At 39.2% G+C, this 21,022-nt stretch carries 23 protein-coding genes and 1 pseudogene; 11 read left to right on the top strand and 13 right to left on the bottom strand.

Annotation, left to right across the window (positions count from 1 at the left end):
• Positions 1 to 423: 423 nt before the first annotated feature.
• The 3 genes from V7K67_RS31440 (at position 424) to V7K67_RS31430 (ending at position 2,973) form a co-directional block, all read left to right on the top strand.
• Positions 424 to 1,635 (top strand): glycosyltransferase, encoded by a 1,212-nt coding sequence (locus V7K67_RS31440; protein WP_335169936.1) that lies wholly within the window; start codon positions 424 to 426, stop codon positions 1,633 to 1,635.
• Between the two features lie 169 nt (positions 1,636 to 1,804).
• Positions 1,805 to 2,299 carry a YdcF family protein gene (locus V7K67_RS31435; protein WP_334730949.1) on the top strand — a complete coding sequence of 165 codons (495 nt, stop codon included), beginning with the start codon at positions 1,805 to 1,807 and terminating at the stop codon, positions 2,297 to 2,299.
• 134 nt (positions 2,300 to 2,433) lie between these two features.
• Positions 2,434 to 2,973: a WcaF family extracellular polysaccharide biosynthesis acetyltransferase gene (locus V7K67_RS31430; protein WP_335169938.1), complete on the top strand. Its 540-nt coding sequence runs from the start codon at positions 2,434 to 2,436 to the stop codon at positions 2,971 to 2,973.
• Between the two features lie 77 nt (positions 2,974 to 3,050).
• Here V7K67_RS31430 and hpsJ-A read toward each other — a convergent pair whose 3' ends face one another.
• The 11 genes from hpsJ-A to V7K67_RS31375 all read right to left on the bottom strand — a co-directional run bounded on the left by hpsJ-A (position 3,051) and on the right by V7K67_RS31375 (position 12,371).
• Positions 3,051 to 3,782 carry an HpsJ-like protein, cyanoexosortase A-associated gene (hpsJ-A, locus tag V7K67_RS31425; protein ID WP_335169934.1) on the bottom strand — a complete coding sequence of 244 codons (732 nt, stop codon included), beginning with the start codon at positions 3,780 to 3,782 and terminating at the stop codon, positions 3,051 to 3,053.
• A 37-nt stretch (positions 3,783 to 3,819) separates the two neighbouring features.
• Positions 3,820 to 4,479 carry a cyanoexosortase A system-associated protein gene (locus tag V7K67_RS31420; RefSeq protein WP_335169932.1) on the bottom strand — a complete coding sequence of 220 codons (660 nt, stop codon included), beginning with the start codon at positions 4,477 to 4,479 and terminating at the stop codon, positions 3,820 to 3,822.
• Positions 4,479 to 5,339 (bottom strand): cyanoexosortase A, encoded by an 861-nt coding sequence (gene crtA, locus V7K67_RS31415; RefSeq protein ID WP_335169930.1) that lies wholly within the window; start codon positions 5,337 to 5,339, stop codon positions 4,479 to 4,481. Before crtA ends, V7K67_RS31420 begins: the two co-directional genes overlap by 1 nt.
• A 556-nt stretch (positions 5,340 to 5,895) precedes the next feature.
• Positions 5,896 to 6,561 carry a PEP-CTERM sorting domain-containing protein gene (locus V7K67_RS31410; protein WP_334730904.1) on the bottom strand — a complete coding sequence of 222 codons (666 nt, stop codon included), beginning with the start codon at positions 6,559 to 6,561 and terminating at the stop codon, positions 5,896 to 5,898.
• A gap of 589 nt (positions 6,562 to 7,150) precedes the next feature.
• Positions 7,151 to 7,408 (bottom strand): zinc ribbon domain-containing protein, encoded by a 258-nt coding sequence (locus V7K67_RS31405; RefSeq protein WP_334730948.1) that lies wholly within the window; start codon positions 7,406 to 7,408, stop codon positions 7,151 to 7,153.
• A gap of 256 nt (positions 7,409 to 7,664) precedes the next feature.
• Positions 7,665 to 8,489: a glycosyltransferase family 2 protein gene (locus tag V7K67_RS31400; protein WP_335169929.1), complete on the bottom strand. Its 825-nt coding sequence runs from the start codon at positions 8,487 to 8,489 to the stop codon at positions 7,665 to 7,667.
• A 45-nt stretch (positions 8,490 to 8,534) separates the two neighbouring features.
• Positions 8,535 to 9,839 carry an NAD(P)/FAD-dependent oxidoreductase gene (locus V7K67_RS31395; protein ID WP_334730902.1) on the bottom strand — a complete coding sequence of 435 codons (1,305 nt, stop codon included), beginning with the start codon at positions 9,837 to 9,839 and terminating at the stop codon, positions 8,535 to 8,537.
• Positions 9,840 to 9,933: 94 nt separating this feature from the next.
• A complete protein-coding gene (locus V7K67_RS31390) occupies positions 9,934 to 10,290 on the bottom strand; it encodes an EamA family transporter (RefSeq protein WP_334730901.1) in 357 nt (118 codons plus the stop codon).
• Between the two features lie 34 nt (positions 10,291 to 10,324).
• Positions 10,325 to 10,699: an EamA family transporter gene (locus tag V7K67_RS31385; RefSeq protein WP_335169926.1), complete on the bottom strand. Its 375-nt coding sequence runs from the start codon at positions 10,697 to 10,699 to the stop codon at positions 10,325 to 10,327.
• Between the two features lie 292 nt (positions 10,700 to 10,991).
• Positions 10,992 to 11,312, bottom strand: coding sequence for a hypothetical protein (locus V7K67_RS31380; RefSeq protein ID WP_335169924.1), 321 nt, complete (start codon positions 11,310 to 11,312; stop codon positions 10,992 to 10,994).
• 840 nt (positions 11,313 to 12,152) lie between these two features.
• The gene (locus V7K67_RS31375) at positions 12,153 to 12,371 is read right to left on the bottom strand and encodes a hypothetical protein (protein WP_179067865.1); all 219 of its coding nucleotides are present in this window, start codon (positions 12,369 to 12,371) and stop codon (positions 12,153 to 12,155) included.
• 502 nt (positions 12,372 to 12,873) lie between these two features.
• On the opposite strand from V7K67_RS31375, the gene V7K67_RS31370 reads away from it, so the two are divergent.
• Complete coding sequence (locus tag V7K67_RS31370) at positions 12,874 to 15,033, top strand: Tex family protein (protein WP_335169922.1); 2,160 nt, start codon at positions 12,874 to 12,876, stop codon at positions 15,031 to 15,033.
• Positions 15,034 to 15,046: 13 nt separating this feature from the next.
• Positions 15,047 to 15,388: a 2Fe-2S iron-sulfur cluster-binding protein gene (locus V7K67_RS31365; protein WP_334730897.1), complete on the top strand. Its 342-nt coding sequence runs from the start codon at positions 15,047 to 15,049 to the stop codon at positions 15,386 to 15,388.
• Between the two features lie 210 nt (positions 15,389 to 15,598).
• Here V7K67_RS31365 and V7K67_RS31360 read toward each other — a convergent pair whose 3' ends face one another.
• Positions 15,599 to 16,588, bottom strand: coding sequence for a hypothetical protein (locus tag V7K67_RS31360; RefSeq protein WP_334730896.1), 990 nt, complete (start codon positions 16,586 to 16,588; stop codon positions 15,599 to 15,601).
• 241 nt (positions 16,589 to 16,829) lie between these two features.
• Between V7K67_RS31360 and V7K67_RS31355 the strand changes: the two genes are divergently transcribed.
• Complete coding sequence (locus V7K67_RS31355; protein ID WP_334730895.1) at positions 16,830 to 17,222, top strand: phage holin family protein; 393 nt, start codon at positions 16,830 to 16,832, stop codon at positions 17,220 to 17,222.
• Between the two features lie 124 nt (positions 17,223 to 17,346).
• Positions 17,347 to 17,538, top strand: coding sequence for a YqaE/Pmp3 family membrane protein (locus V7K67_RS31350; protein ID WP_334730894.1), 192 nt, complete (start codon positions 17,347 to 17,349; stop codon positions 17,536 to 17,538).
• Positions 17,539 to 17,717: 179 nt separating this feature from the next.
• On the opposite strand, the gene V7K67_RS31345 is transcribed toward V7K67_RS31350, so the two are convergent.
• Positions 17,718 to 18,518 (bottom strand): histidine kinase, encoded by an 801-nt coding sequence (locus V7K67_RS31345; RefSeq protein WP_334730893.1) that lies wholly within the window; start codon positions 18,516 to 18,518, stop codon positions 17,718 to 17,720.
• Between the two features lie 191 nt (positions 18,519 to 18,709).
• Here V7K67_RS31345 and V7K67_RS31340 point away from each other — a divergent pair, with 191 nt between their 5' ends.
• From V7K67_RS31340 to V7K67_RS31325, 4 genes and pseudogenes are all read left to right on the top strand, one after another.
• Entirely contained in the window at positions 18,710 to 18,934 is a 225-nt protein-coding gene (locus V7K67_RS31340) for a hypothetical protein (protein ID WP_334730892.1), read from the top strand.
• 55 nt (positions 18,935 to 18,989) lie between these two features.
• Complete coding sequence (petJ, locus tag V7K67_RS31335; protein ID WP_334730891.1) at positions 18,990 to 19,325, top strand: cytochrome c6 PetJ; 336 nt, start codon at positions 18,990 to 18,992, stop codon at positions 19,323 to 19,325.
• A 304-nt stretch (positions 19,326 to 19,629) separates the two neighbouring features.
• On the top strand, positions 19,630 to 20,649 hold the full coding sequence (locus V7K67_RS31330) for an aldo/keto reductase (protein WP_334730176.1): 1,020 nt from the start codon (positions 19,630 to 19,632) through the stop codon (positions 20,647 to 20,649).
• Positions 20,650 to 20,663: 14 nt separating this feature from the next.
• A pseudogene (locus V7K67_RS31325) lies at positions 20,664 to 21,022 on the top strand (hypothetical protein); the annotation flags it as partial.

Raw genomic sequence — 21,022 nt, 5'->3', positions numbered from 1 at the left:
ATGGTCTTAATCTCCTCGAAGTTATTACTGATGCTTTAGAAGGTAATGTCTCTGTTTTCCTTTCCTCTATTACTACTAGCTAGGCAGTTACGAAAGATGTCCTATTTACAAGGGTTTCATGAATAGTGTCGGAGCGATCGCCATTTTTGGTTCGTGACCAAATCGACGTTCATCCTATACTGCGTAAGGTTTTGGTGCATTTTTCGCGTTTTTGGAGAGTGTAGATTTACCGTAAAGCTAGTCAGGCTCTCAATTCGGCAAGCTTTTACTTTAAAAAACGGCAATCTTTTCCTTTAAGTCACATTGCCGTTGCGGCAAACAATTCCTTTAAGTCACAGTTTGGTTAAATTATGATTCAAATCACAGATATATAAGTGCCTAAAATCACAGCCAACCACTTTTAAAACATCCTCTAAACAACAGATGAAGATATTACAAGTTATACCCTCCATCAGCCCGACTATGGGCGGACCTAGTGAAGTTGTTCTAAACTTAGTCAAAGCCATGCGCCAGGGTGGGTCAGATATTGAGATTGTCACCACCAACGATGATGGAAATAGTTTGTTGGATGTGCCTCTTCGTCAGCGTATTGAGTATAAAGAAGTGCCAATCTGGTTTTTGCCTCGTGTTTCCAGCAGAATGAAAGAATATATCTTCTCTCCTGAGTTAGCACCTTGGCTTTGGCAGCATGTCCGAAATTATAACCTAGTGGAAACTCACTATCTTTTTTCCTATGCCCCAACTTGTGCAGCGGCGATCGCCCGTTGGCAAGAAATCCCCTATCTAGTTCGCACAATGGGTCAATTGTCACCTTGGGCACTAGCTCAAAGTCGCTTGAAAAAACAGGTTTATAGTTGGCTGATTGAGCATCATAACCTGAATCGTGCGGCTGTTATTCATTCTACATCTGCTGGTGAAGCAGAAGATATCCGTAACTTTGGTGTTAAGACACCTATCCTCACTTTACCTCTTGGGGTGAATATTCCTCACTCTTTACCCGATGCCAAACAAAAGCTACGACACACCTACGACATTTCTACAGAAACACCCATAATACTGTTTCTTTCTCGTCTTCACTACAAAAAACGCCCAGATTTACTACTACAGGCACTTGGCCGTCTTGGAGAACAAAACTATGATTTTTACCTAATCGTAGCGGGTTCAGGAGAACTAGAATATGAAACTCAGCTAAAAAACTTGGCAATATCCCTTGGCATCTCACATCGAATTTCCTTTGTTGGTTTTGTGATGGGGCAAGAGAAAGACTTGCTGCTACAAGGGTCTGATATGTTTATTTTACCATCTTTTTCCGAGAATTTCGGTATCGCCGTCGCTGAGGCAATGGCAGCTGGATTGCCTGTAATTATAACTCCAGGAATTCAAATTTCTCCAGAAGTTGCTGCTGCCCAAGCTGGGTTGGTTGTTGAGGGTACACTTGAAACGTTAGGAGATGCGATCGCCCAATTACTGAAATCTCCCAATCTCAGACAACAGCAAAGCGAGAATGGCATACAGCTTGTCAAACAGCAATATTCCTGGGAAGTGATCGCTCAAAATCTTACCTCTGTTTATCATGCAATTATCGAAAGAAAACCTTTGTCAGAATATCTTGTAGACTCAAGTGCAAAAATCTAGATTTACGAACTGATCAGAATTTGCTACTTTTATAAGCAATCAGTATTTTTTCTGGTTTGACAACACTGAGAGGTAAACGACAAGATAAATCAGTATATTCGTGAAATCTTACTATCGTCGCCAACGTCAAAAAAAGAGGCTTTTAGCTCTAGTAGCGTTGATTCTCGTCATGCTACTGTTTATTCCAGTACGGTTAGCGATCGCCTACTATCAAGCACCCCAACCCCAAGCTATCCTAGTACTCGGTGGTGGCGAAGACAGAGAACAATTCGCTGCCCAGGTTGCCGAATTTTATCCAGCCTTAAAAATTTGGGTTTCTTCTGGTATACCTCCCAAAAAATCACACGCAATTTTCAAAGCCGCAGGTATTGCTGATAAACGCGTTTACCTCGATTACCGTGCTACGGATACTGTGACTAACTTTACCACCTTAGTAAGGGTTTTCCAGCAACTGCATATTCAACACCTATTTCTAATTACTTCCGATTATCACATGCCTAGAGCCAAGGCGATCGCTACCCTTGTCCTTGGTAGTCAAGGCATTACCTTCACTCCTCTGCCCGTACCATCGAACCAAACTCAAGAATCCCTGCTGCATATTATTCGTGATATTGCTCGCTCCCTCCTCTGGATCGTCACAGGTTATACAGGAGCCAGCCTTTAACTAATTCGTAATTCGTAATTCGTAATTCGTAGTTAAGAATTCAATTACGAATTACGTTAGCGAGTCATCGAGTGTCGGAACGAGCGTTATTATCAATTACGAATTATTTGAACCTACTTTTGTTTACCCACCCCATGCGTCTAGATCAATACACAGTCGGCAGTTACACTCCAGGCGCACCATACTGGAAGCAACTTCTTTGGTATTTTGTTGGGTCGGCCTTAGTTGAAAGTTATTGGCTACCATTTTCCGCTTTTAAGCTTTGGGTACTCCGCAGTTTTGGGGCTAAAATCGGTCAAGGTGTCCGCATTAAACCTGGAGTGCGGGTAAAGTTTCCCTGGCGGTTAAACATTGGTGATTTTGTTTGGATTGGGGAAGATGTCTGGATAGATAACCTTGCTCCTATTACCATCGAAAGCCATGTTTGTCTATCTCAAGGGGTCTATCTCTGCACAGGAAATCATGACTGGAATCATCCCGATTTTAAATTGATTTATGCTCCAATCCATATTCAAGAGAGTAGTTGGATTGCTGCCAAGTCCGTAATTGGCCCAGGAGTTACTGTTGGTCGGGGAGCAATACTGACTTTAGGTGGCGTTGCTGTAAAATCACTAGAGCCAATGACTATTTATGCGGGCAATCCGGCTCAACCCATTAAGCAGCGAAAGGTATGATACGCAATTTTGGCGATCGCATCCCATAATTCAGTTTGCTACAAATTTGCTAACTCGTATTTAAATACTCCTACAGCTTACCGCTTTCTCGCCCAGAGTGTTTCCTTCCAAATACTCATAAACAAAGCCGCAGATATTAAAGCTCCTAAATTCCATTTCACAGAATTTTTAAATAAAGCCAGAGTCGTAGAAGACTTATTTGCTTCCGTTTCCCTCTTAAGTTGTTGCTTGGCTTGCGTAAGTTCTGAGAGGACTTGGTTTTTTAATTCTTCAGGATTTTTGCCATCTATTGAGCGACCTTGGCGCTTGAAAAAATTATCTATATCTGTAGGTGAAGCTTGGCTAAATTGCTGTTCAACCTGATTAGCTTGAGTCACCTTTTGATTATAGTTGATATTAAATTGGTCAATATTGCTATTATACAAACGTATTGTGTTAAGTATTCCTAAAGGAACTAGTAGTATAAATAACAATCCAACTAACAAGGTTAAATGAGATAATAAAGCCAAGATGCGTGGTTCCCATTTGGCTCGCTTTGCTAACTTGCCCGAAAATACAAACAATATTCCAATTAATGGGACAGTTACTTGGTTGACCAATCTACCTATTGTTTGAAATTCCCAATTAGGGTTCATGAAGCTTGGGGGCACAAAAATATCAATAATGTCTAGAAAAGCGAGTAATAAAAGACCGTAGCCAAGTAACCGCCAAAGATTAATTAACTCTAGTAAAGGCTGTATAGTCTCTACTGATTTAGTCAATTTGGTGAACTCTACTTCAACTAATTCACGGATGTTAGTTTCAGGCATAAGTTGAAAATAATTACAAAATGTACAATTTTTAAATTCAAGGTTTTGGAAACCGGGGTTGCCACCACCGATACCAAGAAAACCAAACTTGCTCTAATACTTGATAGGCAGCTTCTGGGGAAGACTTTCGTAAAGGAATCGATAAATGTACCCATAGACAACGTTTGTCTAAAAGTGCCTCTTTTCCTTGCAACAAAGGCATTATCCGATCAAAGGTGATATCTTTGAAATAGCGATTTTCTCTAAACTGTGTATGAGTAAAGGTACTATTTCCCCGTGGGTTGATACAGCTGCTTAAATAGGCTTTATATTTGTCTATTCCCACACCATAGTAGCCTACTCCCTTTTGCTGACGCATCACAGCAGGGGATGTTATAGCAAAATACTGTTGAATGTAACCACCAACATCTGCGTTATAAAGATTCTGCAAATAACGCATTTCAATATCTAGAGACAGGTTATTTTTAACGTATCGATAATGCTTTTCTGTTACCAAGTTTGGATTTTCCTCAACTAAAGATTTTATTGGGCTAGCCACACTTGGTTGCCATTGCGCTAAAGGTACTTCTTCTGGAAAAACGAAAGTGTTAATTATCGGTTTATCTGCATTGGGAAAGAATATTGTTTTTCCCAAAACTAACATTCCTGTGCCAAATATTAAAGCCAAAAACTTAATGCGGGTTTGTTTCCAGTACATCACCTTGGGTCATCTGTAGTATTTTGATTTTCTCGCTCATTCCTGCTGAGTAAAAACCAGCAGAAGCAGCCAAAAAATAGAGTAGAAATCATAGAAAATACAAGAGAACCATCACCTAGATGCCAATAATCAAATGCTTGCTTATCGCCCTGTGCTACTAAGATAGCCATGAGAGCAACCCTGAACCCATTTACAATAAATCCTAATGTTGCAGCTACTATTGGTACAATGAATTTTTGCTGCAAACTTAGGTTGAATAAAAAAATAAACAGTACTGCCAGGCTTAACAAATCCATCATCACATCTATTCCAGCACAGCCAGGATATACTTCTATACCTCCTCTAGGAAGATGAATTATAACTCCAGAACGACTCACTTGAAAGCCTGTATACCAAAGAATGGCTGTAGATAATTTAGCCGCTAGAAGTGATATATCTACTCTATAGGGAAGCAATACTAATAAATTCCGTATAGTGAGAAAACCTAATACTAGCAACTCTTTTCGATATTGCTTTAGTCCCTGATAGCCCGAAGCCAGTAGAGCAAGACCAAAGCCAGACATTAAAGGTGTAAATAAGGATAGTACACCAACATTTATTTGAAATGTACTGTTAATAAAAACTACTACAAGCAGCAATGTACCTAGACAACTAGAGAAAATTCCACTTTCTAAAATTAAGTTATGGCGATTTTCTTGAAGTAAAGAATATATACTTATGAAAAATAAAAAATTTATATAAGTATTCGTAATCACGCCATGTCTTAATACTAGGGTCAAGTTAATTGCTAGTAATAATCCTCCTATTCCTAAGAGCCATAATTCAGCATTTGTCAGTGATGCTGATAACCTGTTTTGCATAGGTTTGATTTTCCCAAAAGCAGCCCAAACTAAAAATCGCTAGATGGTTTATTTCGGAGATATCTCAATACGCCAGAGTTTGTAGAGATTGTGCAACGAAATTTGGTTGATGGTCAGTACCGCAACCCAAATAACTATGTCTACTTACTTGACAAATAGTCCTAAAGAGGGATTATTAGCTTTTAAAAACATAGATGCATTTCATAATAGTATTTCACGAAATAATTGATAAAGATACAGTAAGTAGGGGCGTGCAGATGTGCATTGGTGTCAACTTAACGTGAAAGCTAGTTCTAGACTTGCTTTTAGATTTCCTCGTTCTCAGTCTCCGACTGGGAATGCTCGTCTTTGAGGCTCCGCCTCCGTTACTGGCGGCAGAGCCACCAGGAGCAGCATTTCCAGCCAGAGGCTAGAAACGAGATTTAAAAAGGGTTTTAGCTTAAGTTGACACCAATGGCAGATGTGCGCCCCTACAGCTAATTAATGTGTTGCAAAGGTTTTTGCAAATGCAATACATGATGCCTTAGCTTGTATGCTTCGTCCCCAATGCAGAAAATTAGGTACTCAACTTGTTAGAGAATTTTGCTGCTTTCTTATACTTTCTGCGGAGTAGCACCCCAAATCCAGATCCCAGCGCCATTCCTGCGATCGTTATTGGTTCAGGAACAGCCGTAAACGTAACACTCCTGACTAGGTAGCCATTACCAGTATTACCAAGGCTAAATGCAAAATTAATACCTGTACCATTAACGCTAACACCTGGACTTACGCCAACATCTAACAAATTTCCCCCAGGAATACTACCACTAGCAATAGGGCTCCCATTTGCCAATAGTTTAAAGCTATCACCAGGACCAACACGACTAAAAGTGACGGAGGTAAGATTTACAAGTTGGTTAAAAGTCAATAAGAGTCTTTCCCCAACGGATGCTGGCCCACCAATCTGATTGGTATTTAGATCGCCCACAGCATTAGTATCTGACACTCCCAAACCCTCGATGCTTTGGTAAACATTTCTAGTACCAGGAGAAGTATTTATAACTCCTGTTGCTGTCAGCGAAATCCCGCCGTTATTAAAATTAAAACTTGACTGAATGCTAGGGATAAGACCACCACCTAAGTTAATGGTAACAGCTCCTGCTTTTCCTGTGGTAGCAGTAATTGCTACGGCAGAAACAGCAGCCACCGCGGACACTGTTTTCAGAATGCTCAAAGTTCGCATGAAATTTTTTCCTCAAAATAAATGTTGTCTACATCAATATGACTAAGTATTATTTGGCAGAATTACCAGATAATCGCATATATCAGTACTTGATGAACAGCATCTCACTTTTTTTCAAAATATATCTAGCTCTGGGGAATACAATTCGCACATTAGTTGCTGCTTTTATGGTTAATGCTGCCCGAACAAGTCAGCATAAATGCAGCTAGCTGCTTCAAACGGGTGAACCCCAACTTGAACCAACTGGCGTGCAATTTCTAATCATCAGGTAGATACAGCGCTTCCGGCTATTATGAAATACAGTTTTTCTCCTTGCCCTCTCCTATCAAAGCTTTCAGATTTGAGGATGTACCTCATAGCTGCCGGAAGTGCTGTATGCAAAACTAAAATGCTTCCAACGAGTAATGAATTGCTATCTAGTCAAAAATACGGTCATCTAAGAATAATTGCACATAGTATAGTAGAAACACAATGTTCACGCAATTAGCTTCATGAAATCTTTATTTTATTGAACACCCTTACATCCCCATACCCTTGTGGGTGGGGAGGTTGACATTATTTGAGATAAATACGTTGCTTCTTGAAATACTCACCGGGCTGAAGCCTCGGTAATTCTTGACGCTTCAACGGATTCTGCTACAGTCGTAGTCTGACAATTCCTCTGCGTCCGTTTAGAGTCGTGGCGATTCCCCATCCCGACTTTGTTTATATTTTTGGCGGCATTCCCGTCCCGGTTGTGTTCAGTCCCACAATTCAAGCATTGAACCGACCGAACTCTTAAATCGAGCTTGCCCCATTTGTAGCCACACTCGGAACAAACTTGGCTTGTTGGTTCCCATCGACTTATAACGTGAAAATCCCGATAGCGTCAACCAGCACTTTTCGTCTGTATTTGGGGCAAAAAATCACAGAAGCTTTTTGACGACTAACTCATCTTAAATATCCAATCTTCTTTACTGCAAAAGCTTAATTTAATCTAGTACAGCACGGCGTAAATAAACCACCCATTCAAAATAGCAAGAAAGCTTACAAAATAAGCATTCTTTCTTTTTACTTTTGCCTTTTTACTTTTGCCTTCTTGTACTAGACTGTCCTGCTCAGATTTATTTGCGATTTGCCATTTTCAGTGGAATTCTTGCTGTTTCTTGGTCATTTAAAGTCTGAGCTAAATTAGAAGTTGGTGCTGTCGATACTAGATTCTTAAACAATAGCTTTAGGGTTCGAGTAATAGTTTTAAGAATTTTCATTTTGCTAGCACTAGGCTTTTGATCGTATCTCAAAACCATTGGAATTTCTACAATTTTTGGTTTGAGAACTTTGGCTTTCAGCAGTAAATCTATCATGCAGGCAAATCCACTTTCAGTGAATAGATTGTCTCCATAATACATATCCAGTTTAGTGAGGAAAGTACGGTTATATAGTCTATAACCACAAGTATAGTCTCTTACACCTCGTACACGGGCGGCAATTCTAAAAAGCCAGCTGGCTCCATAACTCATAAACTCTCTGAATTTTGATAAGCCTATGACTTTAGAACCTTTTCGATATCTGGATGCGATCGCAATATCATAGCTCCCAGCTATCATAGTGTCATACATTTTTACTAACAGTTCTGGTGGCTGAGTGTTGTCGCAATCCATCGCCGCTAAAAAATCGCCTTCTTGAGAGATTTCTAAGAAAGTCGTGAAACCTGTTTTAATTGCTTGACCTAAACCAGCATTTTTGGGATGTCGAACTAATTCCAGTAATATACCTAGCGATTGAGATTCTTCTAAAGCAGTTTGAGCAGTTGCATCACTACTACCATCATCAACCAGAATCAGTTTTATCTCCATCTTAGAGATTTGCTGCAATGTCTGAAACTTTTTGAACAAGGGGCGAATTGATTCTTGCTCGTTGTATGCGGGTAAAAGAACAAAAAGACTCATAAATAACTCCTGTGATTTTTAAAATAAAATGCCAGTACTCAAATTTCAAGAATTCAGTAATGTTGATTTTTTGAGAAATTCATCAACCTGTCGGACAACTGCGTTATTGTTGACGCTATCATTGACCAACTGTGAGGTATTGACGACAAAAAAATCATCGTTTTCTGTACTCACTTTTGGAACAAGACTTGAATAATTTAAAACTTGTAGTGGCTGCACTTTAATAGCTCGATTGATGTGTGCTGCTACAATGTCATCTTCTTTCAGTTCTGGGAACATCAAACGTATTCCCTGGAAAAATACTTGGCGCAATTCCTCATCTGGCTGTTTTAACAAGGCGTCAGTGGAAAGTATATATTTTGGTAGGAATGTCATGTGATATCCTGCTGTCTCTTGTAAAGAAACTAAGTTGCTCATACCGATGACTCCGGTAAAGGGTATGCTTCTATCGGCTATATTTACTACGTAATAAGGAATTAGAGCCTTGCGAGTAATAAGTACCATACAAATTACACCCAGGTATTCTACTGTTTCACTAGTGTCTGAAACTTTCACCAGTTCATTAGCAGTAACCTGTTGCAAAATGTTAACTGGGCCAGTAAAAATGACTTTATCAAAATTTTCTTTTTTCCCCTGATATTCTACCCACATTCCACCCCCTGGATGAGGTGCGATACATTCTACCGAAACACCTGTGTGGATATGACCTCCAGCGGCGTAAATTAATTTTTCTATATGATCAAAAACAGTTTTGTAGCCGCCTGAGACATAACCAAGTTGTTCTTTATTTAATGAAGAATCACGGGCTGAAAATAGCCGTTTGATATAAGCCCAGATAAAAACTGCTGATATTCGCTTATAGTTCTCTCCTAACTTGGATAGAAGTAAGGGTTTCCAGAGCTTTTCGTATGTGTTTTTTCCACCAAGTTTTAATAACCAATCTTCAACTAAAATTTTTTCTAAGCGCCGCCAGTCATTAAGACGTGAACCATACAAGAGAGTGAAAGCTAACCTGATTTTACCGATAATTCCAAACAGAGGAAAGCGCAGGAATTCTATAGTATTACTAATAGAATAAAACTTTTTATTGTCATAGAACCCTGTTAAACTCCGATGCCAACGCAGTTTATCTCCAAGACCAATATCTCTAATAAAATTTATTAAGTGAGTATCAGAAGGGAGTATAACGTGATAAAAGCGATCCCAGGTAAACAACCCGTAATCATGATAAGTAGTAAGTCCACCAAGCTGCTTGTTGCTATCAAAAACAGTGACTGTATGTCCTTGATGTGAAAGACGTTGAGCTAATACCAACCCAGTTATACCCCCGCCAACAATGCCTATATTCATAAAATTTAGATTTTTGTAGGAATGTTTTTGAGATTTATCATCAGAGGCTTTTATATTTTAATATTAATAACCTGGATTATTACCTATACAGTTATTAGCTTACAACAAGAACTACACCAGTGATGATAATGGAAATTCCTATCCACTGCTTCAATACAACCTGCTCTTTTAAAAGATAGTGAGAAGCAATTGGGATCAGTGCATACATCAATCCGAGAACTGGAAATGCTTGACTTAAAGGAATTGTCCGCAATACATAAAGCCACAATAGAGTCATAAATGTATAGCAGATAAACCAAATCAAAAAATAACGAGAAAGTAACAAATTTAGGATAGATGGGCTTTCTCCCTTAGTAGGGCTAGAAATGTAAAGTCCGTATTTTAGTGACAGGTTAGCTATTGTTCCAAATAAAACTACAAACATTAAAAGTAGCCAAGTAGTGATGTTCATTTGTCAATATTTTGTTGTGGAATTTACTATAAAGTTATATAGACTTTTTCGGTGGAATAGCCACTAAAAGTACACCCATAAAAATAGTTATGACTCCTGCTATTCGAGTCAATGTAATCACCTCATTAAAAAAGTAGTATGAGCCAAAAAGTATACCGACATAATTTAAACTAGTTAATGGATAAGCAATACTCAATTTTACAGAGCGCAAAGCCAATATCCAATTTGCTATTCCCAAACAATAAACACTAACGGCTAGTGCTAATTTTTGAATAAATTCCCATGTCAATAGTCCCTCATTTGCATGACTCATGGTGTGTTTCATCAGCAATTGTCCAGAAATACTAAACAAAATACTGATAAACAGGATGATATAGGGAATTATTTTAAAGTTTGAAGTTTGGGACATAGATTTCATCGTACATTTGCCTCTATTCAGATATTAGGTATGAACCGGACAGTAAACAGCCCGTCATTTTGAATGTTTCGGATCTCGGTTACACCTTCTCTGCAATTTGACCTCCACTTCAGTAAATAGACAACAAAGTTAGTAAGGCTGACTCATAATCAAAATAATCGTTGAAGCTTATTTTCTAGAGTTAGTAACTAAATACTATGCAATGCAATTTCTCAGATGGTTAGTTTATAATTGCAACGTTCGATATGATTCGGAGTAGAGCGCACTAAATTGGTTTTTTGAGTTATACTCCCAGGCAAACCATTTTTTTCTTGGCAATTGGCACAATCAATTTCGTTTTTGCCCAACTGTGAATTGCAGAAGTTTTTAGTATCAGCCAGTTATTTTTCAACACTACTTTGAGGGCGATCGCAATATCTAGGCTATAAAGGATACAGATGTAATAAAGGTTGAAAGCTTTGCCACAAATTATTTCTGGACAAAGTTTAGCAGTATGCTTAGGTGTAGACTGTAGTAGACATCGTTTATCCTGAACTTGGATTCTAACCACATGTGCAACAGATGCAGCTAAACGAATAAAAATAAATATAGTTTTTGAGAACACTAAGAGCTAATGCGGCGATCAACTCGGAGTTGACATTGATTGCATTAGATTTGAAATGTTTTTAGACTATTTAGTATTAGGTTTGCTTGATTGTCCTTCGTAATTCTAACTAGGGTTTTTTCTCCCAATATATTGCGACATGTAACCACCTACTAGAATACCACGAGAAAAGCGTGTTGCAAATTTATCGCCATACTTCATCAAAAATTCATTAACCGAAAATATACTTAAACAAAAACTTCATAAAATCGCAACTTTTCTTTATGTGAATTTTTATTTTGAGGATTTGTACATTATATGAAGCACTTTCTGGGTAATAAATTTGCAGAAGTAGGGACTTAGTACAGCTTTGCATAAGTTCGTAACTTTTTTAAACGCAGAGGAACACAGAGGTACGCAGAGTTTTGCCAAAGTTAATTCGCTATGAATTAATGAAATATTGTACTTAGTATTAAATTTGATAAAAGCTGGATTTAAGCTTGAACAACAGTACAAGTATTGTTATTACTTAGTATCAAAAATATACTAAATACACTGAAAATTATAGATGCTAACAAAGAGTCTGAATCAGTTTCTATTTATCCACACAAATCTCCAAATTCAGATGTCTCAGACAGAACTAGGCTGATAGTTAATTCAGATTCCAAGTCAGCCCAAAGCCCCATTGATGATTTGAACATCAAGCTTTATTTTATACCGCAATTTATTGTCAGTATATTTTTAAAAGCTGGCGTGATCTTATTGGTAAACAAGTTCATCAATACCTAACCATCGCCTTTATAGGCTAAATAAGAAGATAAAAGTTAGTCATGGCTAGGATATTGGGATTATTCAGTTTTTCTATTGTTTGGACTCATTTTTTTGCAAAAGCCTGTTGCTAATTATGAAGACAACGATCAACAATCCAAACTGAATCTGCCAAGGTGCTAATACCAAACTTAAAATCAAGCTAATAGCTGCAAATACACCTGCAAGATATGCAATTTCATCATTACTCTTTTTAAACAAGTAGCCAGTAGCTAAAGCCGTACACAGTGGTATCAAGAAAAACAAAGGCATTCTACTAACCTCTGGACTAAAAGTTGTTGTGCTTAAAAAACGAAATTAGTTTTTGGAATTCTGGTTAATTCTACATCCAATCAGGTTTTAGCAACAACAATCGATCGAAATAAATATTAGAGAAAATTAAGATTATGTAACGTTATATATTACACCAATAGGAATAACTCTAGCGACAGATGAAGCATCCAAAAGCTTGCTTTCAAAGTAGGTTACAAGATGCTACGCGTAGCTTGTTTTTGTGTATAGAATCCTTCTAGTGAAACTGGTTATACTACTATCTAACTCAGCATAGCTGCGCTATGCTATACAAACTCTCCTTCATCTACGCGGATTGAAAGGGTTTAAAACTTGCGTGGGTGGGTTTTGTCTATTTCGCCAATTACACTCTTGTGAGCAATCATCAGGTAAATTGGCTTAAAACTTTGGCCTTGCGCCAAAATCAGAATCTAGCGTATTACCTTTAGAAGTAGCATTTTCATTTTTTCATTTTAGACACCTAATGCTGAATATTCCTCAACTACTGGCAACTGAAATAAACCTCAAATCCCATCAGGTGCAAAACGCGCTGGAACTTTTGGCGGAGGGTGCAACAATTCCCTTCATTGCACGTTACCGTAAAGAGCGCACTGATGAGATGAATGAAGTGCAACTACGTGAACTGTCTGATCGATATACTTATTTAACAGAACTGGAAGAACGAAAATCGGTAATTTTAAGTGCGATCGCTCAACAAGGTAAACTTACGGATGAACTCAAAGCCAAAATCTTACCCTGTTTACAAAAAACCGAACTTGAGGATTTATACTTACCCTATCGACCAAAACGACGCACCCGCGCCACTATCGCCAGAGAAAAAGGACTCGAACCACTGGCTGAGTTCATCAAATCTTTAAATATCAAAAATGCTGCAACAGCTTCCTTGGAGGAAGCAGCGGCTAAGTATATTTCGGAAACCAAGGGAGTCAAAACAGCAGAAGAAGCGCTCAAAGGTGCTGCTGACATTTTAGCGGAAGAAGTCGCCGAAAAAGCTGATTTACGCGCATATATCCGCGATTACCTTTTAGAAGAAGGCGTATTTGTCTCCCGCATCAAAGATGATTATCCTGAAGGTACAACCAAATTTGAGATGTACCGTAACTATCAAATTAAGGTAAAAAATGTTGCCCCCCACAATATGCTGGCGTTGTGTCGGGGTGAAACTGAAAAAATATTAAGCTTTGAAATTGCTTTTAATGAAGATACGCTACTTTACTATCTTGAGTCGCAAGAAATTAAAACCAAAGTACGGACAATTCGGGATTTTTATCAGGCGATGCTGAAGGATGCATTCAACCGTTTGATGAAAATCTCTCTTATGGGAGAGGTAATTTCTGAGAAGAAAGTTTACGCAGACATAGAATCAATCAAGACATTTGAAACTAATCTGCGGGAGTTGCTGCTGTCTGCACCGGCGGGGATGAAACCAACACTGGCCATAGACCCTGGATTTAGAACAGGGTGTAAAGTAGCAGTCCTCGACCAAACGGGAAAATTTTTGGAATATCAAGCGGTATTTCCCCACCAAGCGGCCGAACAACGACTCAAAGCTGCACAAACTGTCAAAAATCTCATTCAAAAGTACAAAATTGAGTTAATTGCCATTGGTAACGGTACAGCATCCCGCGAGACAGAGGAATTTGTCACGCAAATTTTAGAAACCATAGAACGCAAACCAGTTAAGGTAATGGTGAATGAGTCTGGCGCATCTATATATTCTGCTAGTACTGTAGCCTTAGAAGAGTTTCCCGATTTAGATATTACTGTGCGCGGTGCCATTAGCATCGGTCGCCGTTTACAAGACCCTTTGGCAGAACTGGTGAAAATTGATCCCAAATCTATTGGTGTGGGACAATATCAGCACGATGTCGATCAGAAGTTGTTGAAAAAGAAATTAGATGACACCGTAGAAAGCTGCGTCAACTACGTCGGCGTAGACTTAAACACCGCATCCAAAGAACTGCTAACTTCCGTCTCTGGGATTACAGCAACAGTTGCCAATAATATTGTTGCCTATCGCAACCAATATGGAGCCTTTAAAAATCGCCGACAACTATTGAAAGTTCCGAAATTGGGGCCAAAAGCCTTTGAACAAGCAGCCGGTTTTCTGCGGATTCGCGGCGGTGATAACCCATTAGATAATACAGCAGTGCATCCAGAGAGTTATTCTGTAGTAGAAGCGATCGCATCTGATCTAAATGTGCCATTAAATCAGGTGACACAAATTGCCGAAAAACTCAAAAAGACCAACCTGAAAAAATACGTTACTGATACCGTCGGCGAACCCACACTACGCGACATCCTCAGCGAACTAGAAAAACCAGGTAGAGACCCTCGTGCTGAATTTAAGTATGCCACCTTCAGAGAAGGAATTAAGGAAATCAGGGATTTAAAGGTGGGAATGGAACTAGAGGGAATCGTGACGAACGTCGCCAACTTCGGTGCTTTCGTCGATATCGGCGTACATCAAGATGGCTTGGTGCATATATCCCAACTTGCTGATAGATTTGTAGACGATCCCAACAAAATTGTCAAAGTGGGACAAGTCGTTAAAGTACAGGTGTTAGAAATCAACGAGAAACTCAAGCGGATTAGTTTGTCGATGAAAGCAGTTAAACAATAATTAGAAACAGCAGATGGCAGTTTATCAAGTTCGATTCATCAATCCTACACTTGGATTAGATCGCACCATTCCAGTACCAGACGATCAGTATATTCTGGATATGGCAGAAGATGCTCATATCCGTCTACCATCTGGGTGCAAACAAGGTGAATGCTCTGCGTGTATTGCTAAACTTATTAGTGGTGAAGTCAACCAAAACGAGCAAAAATTTCTGCGCCCAAGTGAAATACAGGCTGGCTATATTGTTACTTGTGTAACTTACCCTTTGTCTGATTGCACTTTAGAAACCCATCAAGAACAAGTCTTATATAAATCAGCCCTTTACTATAAGCCTGAGTCGGGAAAATCTGATTAATTTTTGTCTTGTCAATCCTTTATCGTAAACTAAAGGGTTTAAGAACCTGCAATCTACATGTAGCACCCATTTCAGTCGGGATTTAAATCCCCGTCTGAAATGTCTTTAATTTTGTTAGCGCAGCGTTAGCGAGTCCTAGAGCATCATTTTGAATTTTGAATTTTGAATTGTTAACTGCCCCAATACTTCAGAACATTCTACAACACTCCCCTATTGGCAGTTAACCCCCGCTAATTCCGGAAAAAACTCCTTCGCGGCACAAGACACTAACATCGGATCTTCAATCGGGGGATTCGTTTTTGCAACAATGTGAGCAGCGGTAACTTTTTTGAGAGTCCATTGAAAATCTTCTTTCTTCTTATTAGCAATACTTTTTACTTGAGTGTAGAAATATTCGCCACGAGCCAAACGATTAGAACCTTGTTGTGCATCACATTTATAGGTATCATGGTAATCCGATAAAGGTTTGTTATCTTTAGTGCCTAAAATGATTGTCATTGGTGTACTGAAAGTCGTTTTCAAGTCCACAGATGGCAGTTGCTCTCCGGTTTCTTTATGGAAACCGCAGGGATAATCCCTATGCTCATCAGGTATTATATACGAACCAGCCTCGGCGGCGATCGCCTTTTTAATATGTGCATGGGGCATAAAGATGACCATTCGATGTACGAACTGTGCGCCAGCAGAGTGACCATAGAGATAGTAATTGGTTGTGCTGACTTTGGTGCTTCTTTTCACGAAGTCAAAAATATTTTCAATTTCAGTAAACGCCCATTGGTTTCGAGGATTTAGAATCTTCAAATCTTCTGTAAACATGTTGCCAAGATTATACCCTGTAGCTAATGGATAGCGCTTTTGCTTAAACTGGGGAGCAAGCAGGATAAAATTTGGATTGTCGCTGCCTTTGCGATTGTAAATATTTCTCCAGTCATTTCTATAATCTTCAGCATTCCGTTGTTCGCCATGCATGGCAAATACCACTTTCGTATTTGCTTGCAATTGATTAGGTAGATAGTAGTAAACAGGGATAGAGAAATTGCCAGCTTCAACCTTGTAAAGGAAACAACCCTCACCTTTTTTCAACACCCTTAAAGTACAACTATGATCTGAAAGTGTTGAGATTGACCCAGATGCCTTGACAAGATGAGCGAAATCAAAGCAGAGGAAAGCAATTGTAATCAAAGCAAACAACCGTTTCATGAACCAAAACCTCTGAGATGGCAGACACAAAACCTGGAGTGTTTACACCGTAGCCTTTCCTTGTAGGGAAGGGGCTGTTCTTGTTAGGTCTGTATTAGACTCAACAGAGAAGCGCTTTATCAATGATAGACCTAATGGTAGAAGTAAATTCTATCTTGCAAGAGAGGTGAAACTCTAGCGCATAGTTAAAGATGAGATAAGAAGTAACAAACAAGAAATCTTTAGTTCTTAGGTCAGAAAAATGTTGACACCATTATTAACCGCCCTAGCTACAGCCTTGAGCCTGTTGATTGTTGATTTAGTTGTTCCAGGCGTTAACATTGCTAATTTTCCCGCAGCGTTGATTGCCGCTTTGGTAATTGGTCTAATTAACGGTTCAGTTAAACCAGTTCTGTCTGCTCTTTCCCTGCCACTTAATTTTCTATCATTTGGAACATTTTCGCTCATCGTCAACGGTTTATGTTTCTGGTTAGCAGCAGTATTAGTTCCTGGGTTCGCGGTTCACGGAATTATTGGTTTCCTTCTCGGCCCAGTAATTTTAACCTTTGCTAACACCTTCATTAACAACTACTTTGTTGAAAGGAATCTTTTAACCAGCGGTGGAAAGAGTCAAACTGAGTTACCTTCTAGATAAGTTAGAAGGAGTAGAAACGTTAGCTAGATCACGTTTCTTAACTACATAAAATCTCCGAGTTGGGAAACCCACTTCGGCATCCTCAAATGAATGTAATTAAACAAAATCACACAGTTGTAAAATCATGAAATTAGTTCGTTTTCTTCTAGGTCTGTTAGTTCCTCCTTTAGGAGTTTTCTTGACAGTTGGAGTTGGCCCAACTTTGGTTATTAACATTTTGCTCACAGTTCTTGGTTGGCTTCCTGGTAGTATTCATGCAATTTGGGTTATAGCCAAGCATGACGAACAAGTTAACCGAGAAGGACGTATTTACTAATACGCAAAAGAGATTTTCTTAATGGGTAATTGTTAAACCATAATTACCCATTTGCTACCCAGATTCCCGACTTATTGAAGAAGTCGGGAATCTAATATTATTGCAATTTTTGTTATTCAACAAAATAGGGTAGGAAATTTCCCACCCTATTTTTTAATTTAATTAAACATTAAAGCAGTCTATTTATGAATAGTCTCCCGTTCTTTATCAGCAGGTTCCTTATCTTTGAATAAGTCAGCTGCGGTTAAGAGCAACTCTCGCAACGTTTGTTTGATTTGACGCTCTTTTCTGGCTAGAGATGTGCCAGCTTCACCCAGTTTATCTTCTAGCTGCGATCGCTTCTGTTCTACCTGTACAACTACAGACTCCGCTTGGGGACGAGCTTTATCATACCAGTGTTTAGCCTCGTCTAGATAATCTTGAACTTCCAGATTACGTCCGCCATAGCGTGCAGCTAAGTTTGCTCGGACAATGGCTAGCTGCGATTGCAGTTGCGCGTAACGTTTCTTTAACAATGCGACTTCTTCACTATCTTTAATGGCATTGACAGCAGAATCAATCGCAGTTTTGGTACTAGCAGATTTTTCCTTACCCGTCTCTTCAATCTCTGCCAAAATTACATCAACTTCTTGCTGGAGTTGTTCTTCTTCACCATCTAGTTGAGCCTGTAGCCGCTTGATATCTGTCTGAGTTTTAGCAATGGCTTCGTGTCTTTGACTATTAATTCCTTCCAGCGCTCCTTCAATGGAAGCTGTCACTTCATCTTTGAGTTCGCCACCTTTTTCTTGGAAGTTTTCAATGACAGCAGAAACAGCGTCTCTGACAATGCTACGAACTTCACTAGAACCTTGTTTAAACTCAGAAGCTACTTGAGAAACTGCGGATTTGACAATCTCTCGAATCCGCTCAGTTCTTAATTGTCCAGTTTCTTTCGCTTGTTGCAAGTCGGCTTGAATTTGTTGTTTGATATTGTTAGGCATTTTCAACTCGGAGAATTTAACTAATTGGGATAAAAGTTTCTAGACATGTTCCTACACCCACATTATGGCGTAGTCTGATAGAGCTAGGCACTTCCTTTAGATAGAAAATTCCAGTCTCCAAGAGGTGATGTGTACCATGTTGCCCATTTGTGAGATGATGAATGTTTAGTGGTAGTAATTGGGAGTGAAATATGTGGCGAGTAAATATTACTTGTTCGGGTGATGCCTGGAAACTCTATGGTGTTGATTTTAAAGCGATCGCAGAGAAATATCAAGGTGAATTGATTGGTTCCAAAAAAATGCCAGATGGTACGCGCATCATGTCTTATAAAATTGAAGATGTTAGTGATGCAGAGTCCTTTCAAGAAGATTGTGCAAATTTTGCTGGATTTACAACTGATTTTGAATCTCTCTAGTATTGGCTCTGATACTTATGCCTGCAACTAATATGTCCAAATCTGGAGAAGTTAATTGAAAAAATTACTGAAATTAGTATTAGTAACCTTTTTGTTATTAATAAGTACTTTTACTTGGCCTGCTAGTGCCGCAGACACAGTTAACGGTGAACAAGTCTTTAGTGTTCATTGTGCTGGTTGTCATATCAACGGTAGCAACATAGTTAGGCGGGGTAAAAATCTCAAAAAGCAAGCCCTGAAAAAATATGGTATGGATTCAATAGAGGCAGTTACATCTATAGTTACCAATGGTAAAAATAATATGTCAGCCTACAAAGAGCGTCTCACTGAACAGCAAATTCAAGATGTTGCTGCTTACGTTCTCGAACAGGCTGAAAAAGGCTGGCGTTAGAAAGTTAGGAGTTAGAAAGTTAGGAGTTAGGAGTTTAAAGTTAGGAGTTAAGAGTTAAGATTTAAGAGTTATTGATTATCGCTGTTATAAATATACATCTCCGAAAAAGAATGTAGAGACGTAGCAGTGCTACGTCTCTACAAGGGTTCTGGGTAACGTATCTTTAATTTCTGGAGATGTCTAATGGTTCTTAAGAAGGCATAAAAGCTAAGAATGTTGTAATAAGATGCTTACAAACTCACAAATTCTTCATTCTTCTCACTCCTAACTCCTCACTCCCAACTTCTCACTCCTAAACTTGAAAATGAATTTACCCGCAGCTAGCCGTCTCCAATTCACTCCCGATTTAAACATCTGCCGCATTTTAAATGGTATGTGGCAAGTATCTGGCGCACACGGAAAGATTAATCCCCAAGCTGCCATTGAGACTATGTTTCAATATTTAGATGCAGGCTTTACTACTTGGGATTTAGCAGATCATTATGGCCCCGCAGAAGATTTTATTGGTGAGTTTCGCTGTCAACTAATTGATACTCGTGGGAAAGATGCTTTATCTCAGGTGCAAGCCTTTACAAAATGGGTGCCTCGTCCAGGCAAAATGACGAAAAAACTCGTTGAAGAAAATATTGATATTTCCCTGAGAAGAATGAATGTGCAATCGTTGGATTTGATGCAGTTTCATTGGTGGGAATATCAGGATAAAAATTATCTGGATGCCCTCAAATATATGGCTGAACTTCAGACTGAGGGTAAAATTAAGCATCTAGGTTTAACTAATTTTGACACAGAAAACTTAAAGATTATTACCGAAGCAGGTATCAAAATCGTTTCTAATCAAGTGCAATTTTCCCTGATTGACCGTCGCCCTGAAGTTAATATGGTGGAGTTTTGTCAACAGCATGACATCAAGCTTTTTACTTACGGTACACTATGCGGCGGTTTGTTATCAGAAAACTATTTGGGGAAACCGGAACCGCGAGGATTTGATCTCTCCACTGCTAGTTTGAAAAAATATAAAAATATGATCGATGCTTGGGGTGGTTGGCGCTTATTTCAAGAGTTGCTAGCTATCTTAAAGGAAATTGCTAATAAGCATGGGGTAAGCATTTCTAACGTGGCAGCACGTTACATTTTAGATCAGCCAACTGTGGGCGGTGTGATAGTTGGTGCCAGACTTGGTGTATCTGAACATATAGAAGATAACGCCAAAGTATTTAGTTTTAGTTTAGATGCAGACGATCGCGATCGCATCAGTGCAGTATCTCGCCAATCACGCGATTTGTACCAACTCATCGGCGATTGCGGCGACGAATATCGGCGATAATTTTTAGGAATTGGGTGAAGCTAAGAACTGAGAGGATTATTCACATTGCCGATGGTAATCCCCGCTTGCTGAAGTGGTTGTTAGAGGTGATTCAGCAACCAGGAATAGCGACGGCTGAATTACTGAATCGGCTAGAGGAGACTGAGCAGAAATTCCGCGAAAATATCTTGGCTCAAACTCTGCTGGCTGCTTTGGAACCGGAAGAACAAAAGTTTCTCGCACGGTTGAGTGTGTTTAATTTGCCCGTTACTGTTGAAATTATCAATGCCATTTGTCCCGTCGGGGACTCGAAGTCCCCGACTAATAGCGAAAGTCCTCTGAAGAGGACTGAGGATTTAGGGGAGGGAATTTCTAGTCCGCTTGAGCGGACTTC

The organism is Nostoc sp. (assembly GCF_036917155.1).
Classification (GTDB): Bacteria; Cyanobacteriota; Cyanobacteriia; order Cyanobacteriales; family Nostocaceae; genus Nostoc.
The sequence above is the reverse complement of the archived record's forward strand: the minus strand, read 5'-3'. Positions and strand labels throughout refer to the sequence as shown.

Excerpts from the sequence above, each read along its gene's own strand:
- V7K67_RS31410 (WP_334730904.1), bottom strand. The coding sequence starts at position 6,561 with ATGCGAACTTTGAGCATTCTGAAAACAGTGTCCGCGGTGGCTGCTGTT.
- V7K67_RS31440 (WP_335169936.1), top strand. The coding sequence starts at position 424 with ATGAAGATATTACAAGTTATACCCTCCATCAGCCCGACTATGGGCGGA.
- crtA (WP_335169930.1), bottom strand. The coding sequence starts at position 5,339 with ATGCAAAACAGGTTATCAGCATCACTGACAAATGCTGAATTATGGCTC.
- V7K67_RS31390 (WP_334730901.1), bottom strand. The coding sequence starts at position 10,290 with ATGAACATCACTACTTGGCTACTTTTAATGTTTGTAGTTTTATTTGGA.
- V7K67_RS31370 (WP_335169922.1), top strand. The coding sequence starts at position 12,874 with ATGCTGAATATTCCTCAACTACTGGCAACTGAAATAAACCTCAAATCC.
- V7K67_RS31385 (WP_335169926.1), bottom strand. The coding sequence starts at position 10,699 with ATGTCCCAAACTTCAAACTTTAAAATAATTCCCTATATCATCCTGTTT.
- V7K67_RS31420 (WP_335169932.1), bottom strand. The coding sequence starts at position 4,479 with ATGTACTGGAAACAAACCCGCATTAAGTTTTTGGCTTTAATATTTGGC.
- V7K67_RS31400 (WP_335169929.1), bottom strand. The coding sequence starts at position 8,489 with ATGAGTCTTTTTGTTCTTTTACCCGCATACAACGAGCAAGAATCAATT.
- V7K67_RS31345 (WP_334730893.1), bottom strand. The coding sequence starts at position 18,518 with ATGCCTAACAATATCAAACAACAAATTCAAGCCGACTTGCAACAAGCG.
- V7K67_RS31365 (WP_334730897.1), top strand. The coding sequence starts at position 15,047 with ATGGCAGTTTATCAAGTTCGATTCATCAATCCTACACTTGGATTAGAT.
- V7K67_RS31330 (WP_334730176.1), top strand. The coding sequence starts at position 19,630 with ATGAATTTACCCGCAGCTAGCCGTCTCCAATTCACTCCCGATTTAAAC.
- V7K67_RS31340 (WP_334730892.1), top strand. The coding sequence starts at position 18,710 with ATGTGGCGAGTAAATATTACTTGTTCGGGTGATGCCTGGAAACTCTAT.
- V7K67_RS31350 (WP_334730894.1), top strand. The coding sequence starts at position 17,347 with ATGAAATTAGTTCGTTTTCTTCTAGGTCTGTTAGTTCCTCCTTTAGGA.
- V7K67_RS31395 (WP_334730902.1), bottom strand. The coding sequence starts at position 9,839 with ATGAATATAGGCATTGTTGGCGGGGGTATAACTGGGTTGGTATTAGCT.
- V7K67_RS31360 (WP_334730896.1), bottom strand. The coding sequence starts at position 16,588 with ATGAAACGGTTGTTTGCTTTGATTACAATTGCTTTCCTCTGCTTTGAT.
- V7K67_RS31435 (WP_334730949.1), top strand. The coding sequence starts at position 1,805 with ATGCTACTGTTTATTCCAGTACGGTTAGCGATCGCCTACTATCAAGCA.
- V7K67_RS31375 (WP_179067865.1), bottom strand. The coding sequence starts at position 12,371 with ATGCCTTTGTTTTTCTTGATACCACTGTGTACGGCTTTAGCTACTGGC.
- hpsJ-A (WP_335169934.1), bottom strand. The coding sequence starts at position 3,782 with ATGCCTGAAACTAACATCCGTGAATTAGTTGAAGTAGAGTTCACCAAA.
- V7K67_RS31430 (WP_335169938.1), top strand. The coding sequence starts at position 2,434 with ATGCGTCTAGATCAATACACAGTCGGCAGTTACACTCCAGGCGCACCA.
- V7K67_RS31355 (WP_334730895.1), top strand. The coding sequence starts at position 16,830 with ATGTTGACACCATTATTAACCGCCCTAGCTACAGCCTTGAGCCTGTTG.